The following is a 17,314-nucleotide window of genomic DNA, read 5'->3' on the forward strand; positions in this document are numbered from 1 at the left end:
CCTATCCGATTGTCCCTTCCAATTCGAGGGTAATAAGTCTATTCATCTCGACCGCATATTCAAGCGGAAGCTCTTTTGCAATCGGCTCCACAAAGCCTCTTACAATCATCGCCTTTGCTTCCTCCTCCGAAAGTCCTCTTGTCATAAGATAAAAGACAGCCTCATCGCTGATACGCCCTATTTTTGCCTCATGTCCGATGTCCACCTCGTCATTTTGAATGTCCATAACCGGTATCGTATCTGCTCTTGAGCTGTTATCCATCATCAGAGATTCACAGATAACCGAGGATTTGGTTCCCGTTGCCTTTGGCGTGATGGTCACAGAGCTTCTGTATATTGATTTTCCGCCATCCTTAGAGATGGAACGGGAATTGATTGTTGAGGAAGTATTCGGTGCCGCATGAATAACCTTTGTTCCGGTATCCAAGTGCTGACCGCTTGACGCAAAAGTGATTCCGGTAAACTCTGATTTCGCTCCTTCACCCTTTAAAACACTTGTTGGATACAGCATCGTGACATGGGAGCCAAATGTTCCGGATATCCACTCAATCGTTCCGTTTTTTTCAACCGATGCCCTCTTTGTATTTAGGTTCATCATGTTTTTGGACCAGTTCTCAATGGTGGAATAACGAAGCTTTGCATTTTCCCGCACATACAGCTCCACACAGCCCGCGTGAAGATTGACCTCGTTGTATTTCGGTGCAGAACAACCCTCTATAAAATGAAGGCTCGCATTTTTCTCCACAACAATGAGCGTATGCTCAAACTGTCCGGCTCCGGGCGCATTTAAGCGAAAATAGGATTGGAGCGGTATCTCCACCTGAACCCCTTCCGGTACATAGACAAAGGAGCCGCCTGACCAAACCGCGCCGTGCAATGCCGCAAATTTATGATCGGTCGGGGGCACAAGCTTCATAAACAGCTCTTTTACGATATCCTCATATTCGTGAACCGCACTCTCCATATCCGTATAGATAACGCCTTGGTTTAACAGCTCCTGCTTTACATTATGGTAAACCACCTCGGAATCATACTGCGCTCCGACTCCGGCAAGTGACTCTCGCTCAGCCTTCGGAATTCCAAGACGGTCAAACGTGTCCTTGATATCCTCCGGCACGTCCTCCCAATTGTTTTTCAGGTCAGTATTCGGTTTTACATAGGTCACAATGTTGTCCATGTTAAGCTCGTGCAGGGACGGACCCCATGCCGGCATTTGAATTCTATTATAATCGTCCAGAGACTTTAGGCGATGCTCGAGCATCCAGTCCGGTTCATTTTTCTGTCTTGATATTTCGCGGACAATATCAGCGGTCAAGCCTTTATCGGACTTGTATCGTGCCACATCTGCATTTTTTATATCATAGAGTTCACGGGATATGTCCTCTACTACTGTTTTTTGTTTTTCCATTTTCTGTACCTCCAGTCTGCGTTATTTCAACACAGAGGAAAATCCTTCCTGTATCACTGTCTCGACAAGCGAAGCGTCCCCTGTCTGTACAATTTTTCCGTCTGCCAGTATATGAACATAATCAACCGGTAAGTCCTGCAATATTTTCGTGATATGAGTGATAATCAGCATTGCATTATTCTCGCTTTTAAATCGCGCAATATTTTCCGAAATAAGCTTCACGGCATCGACATCAAGCCCCGAATCGGTCTCGTCCAAAATGGCAAGCTTCGGATTCATCATTGCCATCTGCAAAATTTCGCTCTTCTTCTTCTCCCCGCCGGAAAAACCTACATTCAAATAACGTTTTGCGTAGGCAGCATCCATTCCAAGCTCTTCCATATTTTTCTTAAGCTCGTCCTTGAATGCAAAAATTTTAACCGGCTTGCCTGAACAGGCTGCCCTTGATGCCCTCAAGAAATTCTCAAGCGTAACGCCCTGAATTTCTTCCGGAGCCTGAAAAGAGAGGAAAATTCCCTTTCTCGCCCTTACATCTGGCTTTTCATCTGAGATATCCTCACCCTCAAAAAGAAGACTTCCGCCCTCCACGGCAAAACGTGGGTCACCCATAATTACATTTGCAAGGGTGGATTTTCCTGCCCCGTTTGGTCCCATCAAAACATGTACCTCGCCGGGATGTATCGTCAAATTCACTCCGTTTAAAATCTGCTTTCCTTCTACAGAAGCCTTTAAGTCCTGTATGTCTAATAAGTTCTTTTGCATTTTTCGCACCTTCCATCTGATTTTGTATCCGGTTTTTCTTCCTCACCGGCACGCTTGATATAACAGCCTTTCTTTAACTCTATTCCTGTGATAATGCCTTCAAACAGCCCCTTGATAATCTGAACGGTATCCTCGTCCAAACCCTCAATGTAAGCCTCGATTAACGCATTCATATCATCATTGTATTTATCATATCCGTCACAGGCAGTCTGTCCGCTTTCCAGCAAGCGGTAGTATACTTCCTTTTTATTTCCTTCTATGCGGTAGGATTCCAGATATCCTTTCCCCTCCAGCTTCTTCGCCAGTTGTACCACAGCCCCGTTTGTGATTCCTAAGTACTGCGATATATCTCCTGCTTTTGTGTTCTCATTTCTCTGGATACATTTGAGAAAGGAAAGCTCCGAGTAGGTCAATGCATATTCCGTCCCATAACATCGGGAGGTTCTGGCATCGCATAGCATAAGATTTGCTGCCTGATGAAATTTTTGAATTAATTCGTTTTTTGAACTCATATCGTCACCTCATTGTTATTTTATAGTAACTAAACAAAAATTGCAATATTTTTTAGCAACTAAACAATATTTTTTTTAAAAAAGTTGATACCAAGCATTTTTTGCTTTAGTACCAACTTTTCTCTGGTTACTTTCCTGCTATAACCACACTATTTTTATTCTTATTTCTTCGGATAAGTATTGCTGCACCCGAAAGCAGCAATATGCCTACGATAATATCTCCTGCAATCATCAATTTTTGCCAGCCTGCCAAACCGTAACTGATTTTTACTCCTGAAGCAATTCCCTGCATTGCATTGCTGTTTGCCGTCATATACAAAACATTATGAGCAGCCTTTCGCATTGCCCAAACAGCGGTCGCCGATGTGCTGTCTGTAAGTGAGCCATCTGCAAAAGTGTTTAATAGCATATCATTTCCTGCCCTTAATCCTTCATCACTGTCCATATAAGCACTTCCGCCAAAGTAGTCGGACACGACAGCTCCCTCAAAGCCCCATTCCTCACGTAAAATCTGTGTCATAAGTCCATAAGTTCCCCCGCCCCACTTCGTGCCGATTCTGTTATAAGAACTCATAATCGCTACACAAGCATTTATTTCTTTGGAGATCATATTTCCGGTTTCATCATTGTAGTAAATTGTCGCCTTTGCATCTTTTACACAAATTTCAAAAGGCTTCAAATAAATTTCTCGTATCGCCTGCTCATTGGCAAAGGTCGCAATACCGTTTCTGCCGTCCTCCTTGTCATTCAAGGCAAAATGCTTCAGGTAACAGAATACACCCTTTTCCATTGCTCCGGATACTTCTTGGGCTGCCATTTTGCCGCTCAAGAGACCATCTTCTGAATAGTATTCATAATTACGTCCTCCAAATGCACTCCTATGTGTATTCATAGCCGGAGCATACCAGCCGTTGAAGCCATTATAAAGTCCCTGTTCTCCAACCATAAGTCCCATATCATAGGCAAGGTCTTCATTCCACGTTGCCGCAAGCACTTCCTCTGCCGGAAAGCCGATACATATTGCATCACCGCCGTTTGCAGATACCCATGTCGACCATCCCATAGGACCATCATAGTCCAGAGTTGCCGGTTTTCCTATCCCCGTCATCTCCGCTGTATTAAACCCTGCATTTGCCAGCATATTTGAAACTTCTTTTATATCCAGTTCATCCAAGAGCAGCTCCCATGTCTCATCTGTATAATCTAGCCCTCTTACATCGATAAGGTTGATTCCATTGGAGGCATTCGTCGTCGGCATTTCCTCTGTATAAACCTTGCTACCCTCCACATTGCCAAGCAGTTCATTCTCCTCTTCACTGAAATTGCTCTCAAGCGCTGCCTTAATGGCTTCTTCTGCCTCCTTGTCAGCATCTGTCGGTGCTGTCGGGAAAGTATTCTTAAAATCTGCACGTGACATATTAAGAGGACTTCCTTCTTCTTTCGTGTCCGTAAATACAGCTGATACTTCATCAAATTGATTTTCTGCTGCTATCAGGTCAGTGCTTCTGTGATTATCACCCTCATAGACAATTTCCCCTGTAGCCTGTGAAAAATATTTGCTGCCATCTGTTGTGTCAATATCGCTCCAACTATGTGCATTTTCACTCAGATAAAACTGGTAATTACCGCTTTCCAGCACATAACAGCCTTTCTCCTTGTAGTCATAAGATGCCAGTGACTCAGCTTCAACGGTCATAGTCAAGGTTTGCGACTGCCCCGGTTTCAATAAATCAGTCTTATCAAAGGCCGCCAGGACCACCTTTGATTTCTCAATACCGCCCGGTGTATAAGGCGCCTCCGCATAAATCTGGACTACCTGCTTGCCGGACCATTTTTCGCTGTTATTTGTCACAACTACCTCAAAAGTGAATACGCCATCCTTATAAACCGGCTCCTCTGCAAACTCCATACTAAAATCTGCATAGGAAAGTCCATATCCAAACGGATATTGCACCTGTTCATCATACGAAAAGCCTTCATAATTTCCAGCTTCTTCCTCCGCTGCTGCCGTCTCATAATATCGGTATCCGACATAGATTCCTTCTTCATACTCATTGAAGCATCCGGATTCATAGCCTCCGATACTTCCATCTACATTCGTGTATGATGTATCTTCAAAGTTTTGGAAAGACGGATCTTTTGTCAGGTCGTAGACGTAGGTATCCACAAGCCTGCCTGAAGGAGTCACCTCCCCGTCAAGCACACATGCCACTGCGTCAGCTCCGTTGTCTCCGATACATCCCACCCAGACAGCCGCATCAATTCCGTATGCCTCATCATTCAGGAAACCAAGCTCCAGTGCATTTGCCGTGTTACAAACGACAATAATCTTATCAAATACTCCTGCATCTTTTTGTGCCTTTACATAGGCGAGCATTTCCATTTCTGTACTGTTAAGTTCCAGGTAGGTCTTTGCCTTATTCTCCGCACTGTCGGCAAACTCACTCATGTCAGTAGGAAGGTCACATCCCTCTCCTCCAACACGTCCGATAAATACAACCGCCGCTCCGTTATAGGAAGTGTAAGAGCTTTTTAAAGAGTCCGGATAATCCGTAACTGGAACCTCCGCTATAATATCATCCACAAAGGTTGCAACACCCATCGCAGAAATAAATCCACGTCCGGTGTATTCCACTTCCTGATCTCCCATTCCTGTGTGAAGAACAGCTTTCTTTGCCTCTGTTGAAATAGCATGGTTTGCATAAAAACTATACAATTCACTGTTGATTGAAAAATCATGATTTTCCAGAGCTGTTTTGTAATCCACAGGAGAACTCTCCGTCGCCGCACTTCCTGCACCTGTGTAAATTGGATCCACACTTGTTCTGCCAAATAGCGAAACCTTTTTTTCGTCCTCTGAAAGCGGCAATGTATTGTTCTCATTCTTTAAAAGGACAATTCCCTCTGTTTCAATATCTGCCGCCAGCTTCTGGCTTGCCTCTTGAAGTTCCTCCTCGCTTTTGTAATCTGACTTGTAGTAATTTGTGTCCGAGCTATTCGTTTCCCCGCCATTTTCAATGACGATATCACCCTTTCCGAAATACATGTTCATAACTGTATAGAGCGGTCCCGTAAGCACAATATTAACAACAATCGTCAATATCAGCACAATCGACAGCACGGTTGACCAAATTATCGTGCCTTTTTTACTGTTCTTTTTCATTTCATTCCTCCTTCTCCCGCTTTTCGCGGTTCTCTCTGAATTATAGCTTGCTTTTTGATTTTTTTAGAGAACGGGTACGAAATGATAAAATAGGGTACGAATTGTAAACCGAAAGCTGCTTTTTTATGCTACAATAGGAACAACCAAGGACCACACATTTATTTCATAAGGAGGAGAAACATCATGTATCAGGCAGCTATCGTCGAGGACGAACCTGAAATTCTGGACTATTTGAAGCATACGCTTTCTGATTATTTTCGACAGAAGAACTTTCCGGTCGCATTTGATGCCTTTTTGAAAGGCACTGGATTTCTTGATATGTTTGATAATCACTATCATTATGACATGATTTTTCTTGATATTGAAATGCCCGGTATTGACGGAATTGATATATGCCGGCATATCCGCAGCATTGCTCCTGATACATTGGTCGTTTTTATTTCCAATAAGGAGGAGCTTGTATTTCAGACATTTGAGGTGCAACCGTTTCGTTTTATTCGAAAAAGTGAATATCAGCAATTGCTTCCCTCTCTCGTCGATTCGCTGATTTCACAACTTCTTAGCAAACAGAGCTCCTTAATTTATATTACAGAGGCACTCTCAGGTGACATTTTTTCTTTTGATGTTAATCAGATTGTCTATATTGAAGCCCAACGAAAAAGCTGCTGTATCACAACGACTACCGGAAACACTATATTGCGCTGTAAGCTTATGGATTTAGATAGAGAGTTGTCGAAGTTTCATTTTATCAAGCCGCATCGCAGCTATCTTGTAAACTGCAGATATATTTTTCATATCGGAAAGACAAGTATTCGACTTTCCAATCAGCAGGAAGTACCGATCAGCCGCAACAGAATTGAAAAAGTAAAACAGGAATTTCTCTTCTATCACACGAATTAACAGGAGGTTTTTATGCTCATGCTATACCATTTTTATCGTCAGACAGAGCTGGACGGAATTATCCTATTCGCTTTTTTATCCTGTATCCTTTACATTCTGTCCGCTCCCAAAAATAAATTCTTATCCATCCGGAAATATACACTTCTCAGTACATTGACCTATGCGCTGTGTTACACACCGGTTCAGCAGCTTCATCTGATTCCGTTTACCCCTGTTGTTTACGGTCAACTCTCTCCCTATTGGTATTACTTTTTCTGCACGATTGTCATTTCCCTTTTGTGGGCGCATTTTTTATTGCAGACTTCCTTTGTTTCCAAGTTTACCTATGTCCTATTTTTTATGGCATTTATACAGCTGTATAAGATTGTCTGTCAACCTCTGTATCTGCAAGAAGGCCGCATGGACGCTAATCTATATTGTCTGCTTGATCTTTTGACATCTTTCTTTTTGTACCTGCTTTTATTTTTATTGGCACTGCTGTTTAAACGACTGAAGCTTTCTTCGACCATTCGACTTCTTCCCAGACGAAGTTTTTTTGCCCTCTACTTTCCAGTGAGCTTTCTTTTATACTATGCCTTTCTAACCAATACCAAGCATATGTCATATGACGATCCGATTCTGGCTGTCATTATTTTGACAAATCTGCCGATTATTTACTATCTGCTCTCCCATGTCATTCAAGCATATGAGGAGCAGCGTAGGCTCGACAGTGCTTTGACCCAGACTAAATCTCAGCTTGCTCGTTATCGCTTTTCTCTGGAACTTGAAGAGCAGCTAAAAAAAGAAAGACATGAGCTGAAAAATAATTATTTTTATATTCAAACTTTACTTAAGGAGAAAAAATATGAACGACTAGACATTTATTTGGAAAAAATGATAGGAGAGAATCTTTCCTTGATGAATCTTTTACAAACCGGAAATACACTGATGGATTATATCCTTAACCGGAAAATAAAAGAAGCACACAAATATCACATCAAGATCTATACAGAAATTATCGTGCCTGAACATTTGTCAATTGATGATGATATCCTTTGTACCATCCTCTTAAATCTAATTGACAATGCCATTGAAGCCAGCAAAAATGAGGAGGCTCCTGATATTCACCTCACAATGAAATGCTCGCAAAGTTATTTAATTTGCAAGATTAGCAATAAGATTAGTCACGACATTCTTGCTCTCAACCCTAATTTGCATACAACAAAAACCGAACAGGGGTCTCATGGGCTTGGAATCAAGATTGTCTCGAATGCGGTGCAGAAATGCAGCGGAATTTTCAATTATACCGTAGAAGAAGGATATTTTAACGCAAATGTCATGCTTCCGTTGGATACCAATTTCAACAGGAGCACTCCTTGATTTTATACAACCTTATTCCGCCCTTCCCGCTTTGCTTTATACAGGTTTTTATCTGCCATGTCCATCAGCTCACCTATGCTTTGGACCCCTGAAGCCTTGCCCACTGTTTTGACGCCGATGCTGCATGTAATGTCTATTTTTTGCTTCACCATCCGGAATGTATTGCTCTCAATTCTGCTTCTGAGGCGATTTGCAATTCTTTTTGCATCATTTTTCGGTATTCCGGGCAGACAGATAAGAATTTCATCCCCGCCGTATCTTGCCGCCCAGCCATTTTCCTTTTGAACCTCTTGCTGCAATAAAATAGCAAGTTCCTGCAATATTTTATCTCCCACGCCATGACCGTGAGTGTCATTAATTGTTTTAAAATAGTCAATATCAACAAACAAAATGCTGATAGGCTTATCCAGTTCAAAAGAGCTTTGCATATCAATAGGAAGACGCTCATCAATGTATCTGCGGTTATAAAGCTTCGTCAGCGCATCCGTAACCGCGAGCTCTTTTATCTGATGAATGGACATGTTATCAAGTCTGTGAATATCAGAATTATACTGCCACGTCTTAGATATATTCTGCTTCAATTCCATCTGATAGTGTTCCGCCCCAATCACGATGGGGACCGCTGTGACCGCAGTAATCCGAGAGTCCACCGTTAATATTTTAAAGGTCGCCTCCTGTGAATGCTGCAAGGTATCCATAATCTTTTTTATATACTCTGTAACCTTATCGTGCTTGAAATTCTTCTGAAAGCTTTCGTAAATAATTTCCCCGTCTGCATCCTTAATACAAACAGATGTATTTATCGATTCCAATGCATGAGCTACATACAGTAGTTCCCCCAAAGTCTTAAAAACCATCGCTACTCACCTACAATTTTTTACATGTTCTAATTGTTTTATGTATAATCCTACATTAATTTGGAGTTAATGTCAATACATCAATATCTTGTGTGATAAAATTTTATACACAATAACATTGTAAAGGGGCATATAAAAATCTTATGAAGGAAGCAAATCAAATTATTCGAGAACTTAGAGAAGACAGAGATTTAAGGCAGGCAGATGTGGCAAAAATAATCGGAACTTCACAGCAGCAATATTCCAGATGCGAAAACGGCAACAGCTATTTGCAGCCTCAATCTCTCATCACTCTCGCCAATTTTTATGATGTATCGACTGATTATTTGTTGGGAAGAACTTCTTACAAAAAAAGCATGAAATCACTTAATACAACGGTTGTCAATGATTACACGACAGGACAGCTTTTATCCGATGTCCTCGCCCTCAGCCTCCCTGCAAGACAGGCAGTCATTGATTACATTGAGCTGCAAAAGCTGAGTGAGCGAGTTAAAAAGGAAACATTTTCATAAAAAAACATATACTAATAAAAAATGCTAGGAATATAACATATTTTATGGATCAAAACAATTCTGCTTCCCCACAGACAGGCTCTATTCTCTATCTCGAGAATGCCTTTGTCGAGGAGGTAACTGCAAACGACGACGGAACCGGAAGTATTCTGGTTTCCTACGATGTGGAGACCTTCGATCACACGATACAACAGGAATCACTCCTTCTGAATATCGGGAGAAACACTGTCATCATGAATGAGTTTGCGCAGCCGATAAGTATTTCCGACCTAGAAATGGGAATGACTGTAGACGCTGCCTTCTCATCTGCCATGACGATGAGTATTCCGCCGCAGAGCAGAGCGTTTCAGATTGTGGTAAGACCAGAAACTCCCAACACGGCTATCACAACAGACCGTGTCATCGGAGCGGATATTGCAAATAATTTTCTATTTACAGGTAATCCATATGACATGATGGATCAGATGCGATTTTCCATCTCTGATGCAACCGTCATAACAGACCGGCTGGGCAATCGGATTTCTTTAAGCCAGATAGAGCCGGGCCAACTTGTCGAGATAGAGCATGCCACGTTTCAGACGATGAGCATCCCTCCACAGACTACCGCTTTTCGCATTCAGGTTTTAAGTTAAATGCGTACTTCACCCCTGCCTTTGAATCATTACCGTTTTGCCACGCGGCTGAATTATAACGATTCAAAGGCAGGGGCTTTTACATTTATCTGATGACTAGAAACTGCATCTTTGATATAATGTCGATAGACATTATATCATCCCGAATGGGATACAATTATGAGTTATGAAGTAACTTATATAATTGATAATAAATACCAAAACAGAGAGGAACAAGAGAGACTTATGAGAACGGAAGAAAAAACAAATGTAAAAAACAGCGTTGGCAGACTTGTCTTTGCAGCACTTAGTATTTTGCTCCAAATCGGCTGGATTGTGCTGATTGTCTTTCGCCTGAATGCTTACTCGACAATTATTTCTACCTTCATAAGTCTGCTTGCCGTCCTAATTGCTTTGCGAATTTACGGCAGACACACAAATGCCGCCTTTAAAATGCCTTTTATCATTTTTATTCTTGGCTTTCCTGTCTTTGGCTTATGCATGTATTTTATATTCGGCTATTCCTTTTCCGCCAAACACATTGCAAAGCATTATGAGAAAATCAATGAGGAGTTAAACAGCGATACGGCGCAAAGCTCGCGCATCCTTGAACGGCTGGAGGAAGCAGACATGCATCTTGCCAATCAATCCTGCTATATATGGAGCTATGGAAAATACCCCCTTTATCAAAATACAGATGTGGAGTATTATAAGGATGCATTGGATGGGCTGAATGCGCAGATAGAAGAGCTGGAAAAAGCACAGCAGTTTATCTTTATGGAATACCATGCAATCGAGGAATCTTCCTCTTTTTTGCGGTTAAAAGAGGTTTTGGCAAAAAAAGCAAGGGAGGGAGTAGAAGTCCGGGTTTTCTATGATGATATCGGAAGCATCGGCTTTATCAACCGTGACTTTGTAGGCCGCATGGAAAAAGAAGGAATTCAATGCAGAGTATTTAATCCGGTCGTACCCTTTTTTCATGTTTTTCTAAACAACCGTGACCATAGAAAGATTACCGTCATCGATGGAAAAGTCGGCTTCACCGGCGGCTACAATCTGGCGGACGAATATTTTAACGTGACGCATCCGTACGGACATTGGAAGGATACGGGCATCAAGCTGACGGGGGATGCAGTAAAAAGTCTCACCATTATGTTTCTTGAGATGTGGAATTCCATGAAAAAAACAGATATCGATTACAGCCAGTATCTGTGTAATTTTGATTATACAGCAAAGGAACAGGGCTATATCCAGCCCTACGCCGACAGCCCTTTGGACGATGAATATATGGGAGAAAATGTATATCTGAATTTGATTCAATCGGCAACACGCAAACTCTATATTACGACCCCATACCTGATTATAAGCGATGAAATGAGCCGTGAGCTTGGGCTGGCTGCCAAACGTGGGGTGGACGTACGCATTATCACACCGGGAATACCGGATAAAAAGCTGATTTATCAGGTGACCCGCTCCTACTATGCCGGGTTGGCACGAAACGGCGTACGCATTTACGAATATACTCCCGGCTTCCTCCATTCCAAGCAGTTTTTAAGCGATGATGAAACTGCGGTTGTGGGAACGATCAATCTGGATTACCGCAGCCTTTACCACCATTTTGAAAACGCCGTGCTCTTTCATGGTTATCAGGCAATTTCGGATGTGAAAGAGGACTTTGAGGAAACTTTTGCAGTCAGCGCGGAAGTAACGGAGAAATATCAGGACAAGCGTTTCGCCATGCTGCGGATCGGGCAGTGTATTTTGCGATTGTTCGCACCGTTGCTGTAGGGGCGCGAAGCAACTACTTCTCCTCCGCGAGGCGTGCATAAATAGTTGTAACTGTTTTTAAAATCATAGAAATTTCCCATGATATTATAATGCTTGACAGCACTTCTCCCTATCAACTAAAATAAGAAAAAACGTTAAAGGAGCAACGCGCATATGGACGTACAAAAGAAAGTAAAAAATTTGACATCCCAGGAAAACAGGAAGAAAGCCGGAGGCGTACTGGAAGAGTTTAAAATCTTTATATCCCGCGGCAATGTCATAGACCTAGCAGTCGGTGTAATCGTGGGCGGTGCTTTTACTTCCATCGTCAACTCTCTTGTAAATGACATTTTGATGCCAATTATCGGCACTATTTTGGTTGGTATCAATTTTAAGGATCTTGGCTTTACCATTCCGTGGGGAAATAATCCGTACATCAACATCGGCAGCTTTTTGCAGTCTGTCATTACCTTTTTACTGACGGCAGCCTGTGTATTTGCCATTGTAAAGGTTATCAATTCATTGAACCGAAAGAAAACAGAGGAAGCTAAGCCGGAGGAAAAGGTTGAAGAGCCAAAGATATCAGAAGAAATTCAGCTTCTCACCGAAATCCGCGATTTACTGGCAAACAAAAAATAATAGATAACGATAAAAAAGGATGATGAAACATGCAGAATAAAAAAACAATAAATTTAGTGTTAATGGCATTATTTGCAGCAATTATCTTTGTATTGGCATTTACTCCGATCGGATATATCCAGCTAGGAGTAATCAAAGCGACCATTATTCATATACCGGTTATTATCGGCTCTATTTTGCTTGGTCCAAAAAAGGGTGCTGTGCTTGGCTCGCTTTTTGGTCTGACAAGCTTAATCAGCAATACCTTTACCCCGGTACTTATGTCCTTTGCCTTTTCCCCGTTGATTCCTGTTTTCGGAACAGACAGAGGAAATGTGCTGGCCCTCGTGATTTGCTTTATTCCGCGTATTTTGGTGGGTGTGGTTCCTTATTATGTATACCGCCTGTTAGACGGACTGTTTCATCACAAATTTAAGGTCGTTACCTTTGTCATCGCCGGCATTTCCGGTTCCCTGACAAATACGCTGCTTGTTATGAACGGAATTTATTTTATTTTCAAAGACTCCTATGCCGCTGCAAGAAATATTCCGCTTGATACGGTGTATTCTGCCGTTCTTGCCATTATTTTTGCAAACGGCGTACCGGAAGCGATTGTAGCCGGTATCGTGACCTCCGGTTTATGCCGGGTGCTTATGGAAAATAAACAGATTAGAGATCTGATTGATTAAAAATGTATCACTTTTTGTCTTTTCTCTTCATTGCTTGCGTTTTCCCCTGAATACATTTTCTTTTTTTTGCAGAATATGATACACTGAATCTATCATAGCAGGGGGAATTTTATATGTATAAAGTAATTGTTATTGATGATGAGGAGAAAATTCGGGAAGGTATCGTCAATCTTTTTCCGTGGGAATCCATAGGCTTTGAGATTGCCGGAAGCTTCTCAAACGGACGGGAAGCTTTGGACTGGCTCAAGCAGAAAAAGACAGATGTAGTCCTGACCGACATCGAAATGCCAGGCATGGACGGCATTACATTGTCCTCCCACCTCTCCGAGACCGGAACGAAGGTGGTATATTTTAGCAGCTACCACACCTTTGAGTATGCAAAATCCGCTATACGAAACCGTGTCGTTGACTATCTCGTCAAACCGATTAAATATGATGAACTGACTGAGTGTTTTGAGCGCATCAAGCAGATGCTTGACGAAGAAAATACTCTCGCTGACACCGATAAGGAAGACGAGACTCTCGTTCCTCCTTCTTATTATGCTACAATTATCCAGCACACTGCCGAATATTTAAAAGCTTCCTACCGCGAGGCAACTTTGGAGGATGCGGCAAGGCAGGTGCATTTAAGCTCCTCCTATCTCTCACGTCTGTTCAAGGAAAAGGTAGGTATGAATTTCTCTGATTATCTGATGAAGGTTCGTATGGAAAAGGCAAAGGAGCTCTTGGGAGACATTTCCTACAAGCAATATGAAATTGCCTACCGCGTCGGCTACGACAATCCGAAGAACTTTTCCCGTGCTTTTAAAACTTATTTTGGTGTATCCCCAAAGGAATACCGCAATCACAGTGGGGTTGAAGAGGCGGAACAATTATGATGAAAAAATTTTTCTTTCGACGATTTAAAAATTATTTTCTCATTATGCTCCTTCCCACTTTTCTTTTGTATGCCGTTTTACTCTTTTTTATTGTAAACAAAGAGATCAATTCCATCTCGACAAAAGAAAACCATTCACTGAACAGTATTGAGACAAACATCAATCTTGTCGTGGATAACGCTCTTTATCAGCAAAATATTATGACAAACAATCCCCAATTAAGCATCTCTTTGCAAAAAATGTTAATGTTTCATGAGATGGAATATGGGGATACCATTTTTTATAACAGCATTAAATCAATTTTAAGGAGCATTGCAGATTCCCACTCCTATATCGATTCGATTTACCTCTATTTAGACGGCTACGACCGCTTTTTTAACTCAAAAAACGGACTCTGCTATTTATCCACCTTCAACGATGTGAACTGGCACGACACCTATCAAAGTCTTGATCCGTCTGTCAACCAATGGGTCAACAAACGTTATGTGGAAGAGAGCCGATACTTAGAAGATGTACCAATCATGACCTTTTACCAGAGAATGACCTTGTTAAAGGGCGTCATCGCAATCAATATCAATATCTCCGATTTTGAAAAAATGATGGACACGCTTGTGAGCAATTCGAATGAAAGCTATTATCTTCTAAACGGAAATTACGAGATCTTGGCACAGACAGAGGGTGCGGAAAGCATTTCCTTTTCCTCCTTGTTTGAGAAAAATGACAATGGACTAAAAAACTACTGGCTGAAAACCGAGGCGGGCATTTTTAATCTGAGCAGCCGCTATTATGAGGATTTTAATATTACTCTCGTCTCCTCCTTCTCCCTCAAGCAGATTTGGGACCAGTGCAAGCCCTCTCTGGTGCTATTTTTCTTAACCATATTGCTGGATTTATTTGTAATTTTCTTTCTCAGCTATACAACAACAAAGAAAAACTTTCAGCAGATTGAACATGTGATTAACGTATTCAGCGAGGCAGAAAACAACTTGCCAAGCAACGCAGCTTTGCCTACCATCGGAGATGAATATGATGTCATCATGAACAATGTCATCAACATGTTTTTAAATACTACCTTGCTAAACAGCCAGCTCGCCGAACAGAAATACCGCGAGGAAAACGCGCAGCTCTACGCTCTCCAGCTGCAAATAAACCCTCACTTTTTATTTAATACCTTGCAGACTCTTAACTTGGAGGCACTGCGTCTGTCCGGTACACCGACCTCGATGAACACAATTATTGAACAGTTGTCCGATATTTTGAAGTACTCCATTGTAAACCCCAATTCTCCTGTAAGTTTGGAGGATGAGATTACTTATCTGAAAAAATATGAGACGATTCAAAAATATCGTTTTGGGGAGCAATTCATTCTTTATTATGAGATTGACGAAGAATTAAAGAAGTATTTCATTATGCGGCTTCTCTTGCAGCCTCTTATTGAAAACAGCATGGCTCACGGTATTCTTCCGACCGGTCAGATTGGTTTTATTAAGCTTAAAATCTTTCGCCGCGCGAACCGAATTTGCTTTGCCGTCATTGATAACGGCGCCGGTATGACAAAAAAGAAAAAAGAAGCGCTGCACAAAAGAATTCATGATTTACAAAGCCGAAGCATCGGACTTTCGAATGTAAACCAGCGCCTTATTTTAAAATATGGAACGGAGTGCGGAATCAGAGTACAAAGCAAAAAGGGAATGGGAACCTGTATTTCGTTCTCCATTCCACTTGGTGAGATGGCAGAGGGCGTCGATTAAGAAAACAAAAAGGAATCTGCCTCGACGCTTCCGCCCTCGCTTCCTGCCTGATTTATGGCAAATAAACCACATTTTACACCAACCCAGCGGCCCGGTGTCATAAGAACTGTATTTCCTTCGCTCTCATAAGCCCCTTTTTTCTTTATGAAAAATTGAACATGACCTGTTATATCCACCTTCATACGAAACGCTATCTCGCTTTCCTCCCATGAGCCAAGAAGCTTCTTTTCTTCTGACTCTCCTCTTATTCCGGTAATCTGCACCAATTGCCTTTGATTGCCCTTTTGCTCAATCGCAATGGCGGTATAATCGGTTCCAAGTGATATCATTCCGACGATATCACCATCCTTGAGATTCTTCAAGCGAAGCAGTGTATCCGCATAAAAAGCAGGTGCTGTCCATTTTTGAAGCAAAAGATTTGGGACGTCGCAGAGCGGCTTTTGGCACTGCTTTGCATAGAGGGTCAAGCCACTTTCACTAAGTGAATACCACTCATCTTTGTAGTTTGCATTCCACTGCCACTGAAGTCCAAGTGATTTTCCTCTGAAATCATCGCTGTCCTCAGGGGCACCGATTGGGTATTCTCCACCCACATCAGGCTTTTTATAGGCTTCCACCGGAACACCATAGCCCTCTCCTGTATTTCTTCCTATGACAGGCCAGTCATTTTCCCATGTCATAGGCTGCAAGTGCACAATACGTCCTGCATTTTCCACATCCTGAAAATGTAAAAACCAATCCTCGCCCGTCTGCGTTGTAATCCAACCTCCCTGATGAGGTCCGTTTATCTGGGTATCACCCTGCAGCATAACAATTTTTTCCTCGTAAGGTCCATATATGTTTTTCGAGCGCAATGCAGTCTGCCATCCGGTCTTCACCCCTCCGGCGGGAGCCAGTATATAATAGTAGCCAGTGCGTTTATAGAGCTTTGGCCCCTCGATAGTCGGCTGGGTATTATGTCCGTCAAACACGTCGGCGCCGTCTCCAAGAAGGCTCATTCCGTCCCAAGCCATCGGGCTGATATGCAGAATACTTTTAATTCCGATACGGCTTTTGGCATAGGCATTGACCAGATACGCCTTTCCATCCTCATCCCACAGCGGGCATGGGTCAATCCAGCCTTTTCCTTCTTTGACGCAGACCGGCTCTGACCAGCCTCCCTCCTTTGGATTTTCGCAAGTACTCACAAAGATTCCCTCATCGGGCATCGGAAAATAGACATAATATTTCCCTTCATGAAAACGAATTGCCGGCGCCCACACACCTCTTCCGTGCGCCGGTTCATTATAGTCCGGAAATGGAATTTTCTCCATCACATAGCTTACGACTTTCCAATTGACCAAATCCTTCGAGTGAAGAATCGGAAGAGCCGGGGAGTTTGAAAAGCTGGAGGCTGCCATATAGTAGTCTCCCTCATTTCCTGCCACATCGGGATCGGAATAATCCGTGTAAAGAATCGGATTTCTATATGTTCCGTCACCTTGGTCGGCAATCCAAAGTCCTCTTTTTTCTGTCATACATACACAC

15 protein-coding genes are annotated in these 17,314 nt (G+C 42.3%); 9 read left to right on the plus strand and 6 right to left on the minus strand.

The window, feature by feature from the left end:
- Position 1: 1 nt before the first annotated feature.
- The 4 genes from sufB to CTY48_RS15710 all read right to left on the minus strand — a co-directional run bounded on the left by sufB (position 2) and on the right by CTY48_RS15710 (position 5,845).
- Complete coding sequence (gene sufB, locus CTY48_RS15695; protein ID WP_099469397.1) at positions 2–1,408, minus strand: Fe-S cluster assembly protein SufB; 1,407 nt, start codon at positions 1,406–1,408, stop codon at positions 2–4.
- A 21-nt stretch (positions 1,409–1,429) separates the two neighbouring features.
- Positions 1,430–2,170: a Fe-S cluster assembly ATPase SufC gene (gene sufC, locus CTY48_RS15700; protein WP_099469398.1), complete on the minus strand. Its 741-nt coding sequence runs from the start codon at positions 2,168–2,170 to the stop codon at positions 1,430–1,432.
- Positions 2,152–2,682, minus strand: coding sequence for a MarR family winged helix-turn-helix transcriptional regulator (locus CTY48_RS15705; protein ID WP_099469399.1), 531 nt, complete (start codon positions 2,680–2,682; stop codon positions 2,152–2,154). The genes sufC and CTY48_RS15705 overlap by 19 nt, the downstream gene beginning before the upstream one ends.
- Before the next feature lie 127 nt (positions 2,683–2,809).
- Positions 2,810–5,845: a glycoside hydrolase family 3 protein gene (locus CTY48_RS15710; protein ID WP_099469400.1), complete on the minus strand. Its 3,036-nt coding sequence runs from the start codon at positions 5,843–5,845 to the stop codon at positions 2,810–2,812.
- Between the two features lie 183 nt (positions 5,846–6,028).
- Here CTY48_RS15710 and CTY48_RS15715 point away from each other — a divergent pair, with 183 nt between their 5' ends.
- Both CTY48_RS15715 and CTY48_RS15720 read left to right on the plus strand, forming a co-directional pair.
- Positions 6,029–6,745 carry a LytR/AlgR family response regulator transcription factor gene (locus tag CTY48_RS15715; protein ID WP_099469401.1) on the plus strand — a complete coding sequence of 239 codons (717 nt, stop codon included), beginning with the start codon at positions 6,029–6,031 and terminating at the stop codon, positions 6,743–6,745.
- Positions 6,746–6,757: 12 nt separating this feature from the next.
- On the plus strand, positions 6,758–8,104 hold the full coding sequence (locus CTY48_RS15720; protein ID WP_099469402.1) for a sensor histidine kinase: 1,347 nt from the start codon (positions 6,758–6,760) through the stop codon (positions 8,102–8,104).
- Positions 8,105–8,106: 2 nt separating this feature from the next.
- Here the strand turns inward: CTY48_RS15720 and CTY48_RS15725 are convergent, their stop codons facing one another.
- Entirely contained in the window at positions 8,107–8,961 is an 855-nt protein-coding gene (locus CTY48_RS15725; RefSeq protein ID WP_099469403.1) for a GGDEF domain-containing protein, read from the minus strand.
- Between the two features lie 143 nt (positions 8,962–9,104).
- Between CTY48_RS15725 and CTY48_RS15730 the strand changes: the two genes are divergently transcribed.
- From CTY48_RS15730 to CTY48_RS15760, 7 genes are all read left to right on the plus strand, one after another.
- A complete protein-coding gene (locus tag CTY48_RS15730; RefSeq protein ID WP_099469404.1) occupies positions 9,105–9,473 on the plus strand; it encodes a helix-turn-helix domain-containing protein in 369 nt (122 codons plus the stop codon).
- Positions 9,474–9,517: 44 nt separating this feature from the next.
- Positions 9,518–10,105: a hypothetical protein gene (locus CTY48_RS19740; RefSeq protein ID WP_180272754.1), complete on the plus strand. Its 588-nt coding sequence runs from the start codon at positions 9,518–9,520 to the stop codon at positions 10,103–10,105.
- A 225-nt stretch (positions 10,106–10,330) separates the two neighbouring features.
- Positions 10,331–11,872, plus strand: coding sequence for a cardiolipin synthase (cls, locus tag CTY48_RS15740; RefSeq protein ID WP_099470199.1), 1,542 nt, complete (start codon positions 10,331–10,333; stop codon positions 11,870–11,872).
- Positions 11,873–12,025: 153 nt separating this feature from the next.
- Positions 12,026–12,490, plus strand: coding sequence for a large conductance mechanosensitive channel protein MscL (gene mscL, locus CTY48_RS15745; RefSeq protein ID WP_099469405.1), 465 nt, complete (start codon positions 12,026–12,028; stop codon positions 12,488–12,490).
- Between the two features lie 29 nt (positions 12,491–12,519).
- Positions 12,520–13,158 carry an ECF transporter S component gene (locus tag CTY48_RS15750; protein ID WP_099469406.1) on the plus strand — a complete coding sequence of 213 codons (639 nt, stop codon included), beginning with the start codon at positions 12,520–12,522 and terminating at the stop codon, positions 13,156–13,158.
- Between the two features lie 113 nt (positions 13,159–13,271).
- Positions 13,272–14,036 (plus strand): response regulator transcription factor, encoded by a 765-nt coding sequence (locus CTY48_RS15755; protein ID WP_099469407.1) that lies wholly within the window; start codon positions 13,272–13,274, stop codon positions 14,034–14,036.
- Complete coding sequence (locus CTY48_RS15760) at positions 14,033–15,787, plus strand: cache domain-containing sensor histidine kinase (RefSeq protein ID WP_099469408.1); 1,755 nt, start codon at positions 14,033–14,035, stop codon at positions 15,785–15,787. The genes CTY48_RS15755 and CTY48_RS15760 overlap by 4 nt, the downstream gene beginning before the upstream one ends.
- Here the strand turns inward: CTY48_RS15760 and CTY48_RS15765 are convergent.
- Complete coding sequence (locus CTY48_RS15765) at positions 15,784–17,304, minus strand: glycoside hydrolase family 43 protein (protein WP_099469409.1); 1,521 nt, start codon at positions 17,302–17,304, stop codon at positions 15,784–15,786. The genes CTY48_RS15760 and CTY48_RS15765 overlap by 4 nt on opposite strands.
- Positions 17,305–17,314 lie beyond the last annotated feature (10 nt).

Source organism: Konateibacter massiliensis, assembly GCF_900184995.1.
GTDB lineage: Bacteria > Bacillota > Clostridia > Lachnospirales > Lachnospiraceae > Lachnotalea > Lachnotalea massiliensis.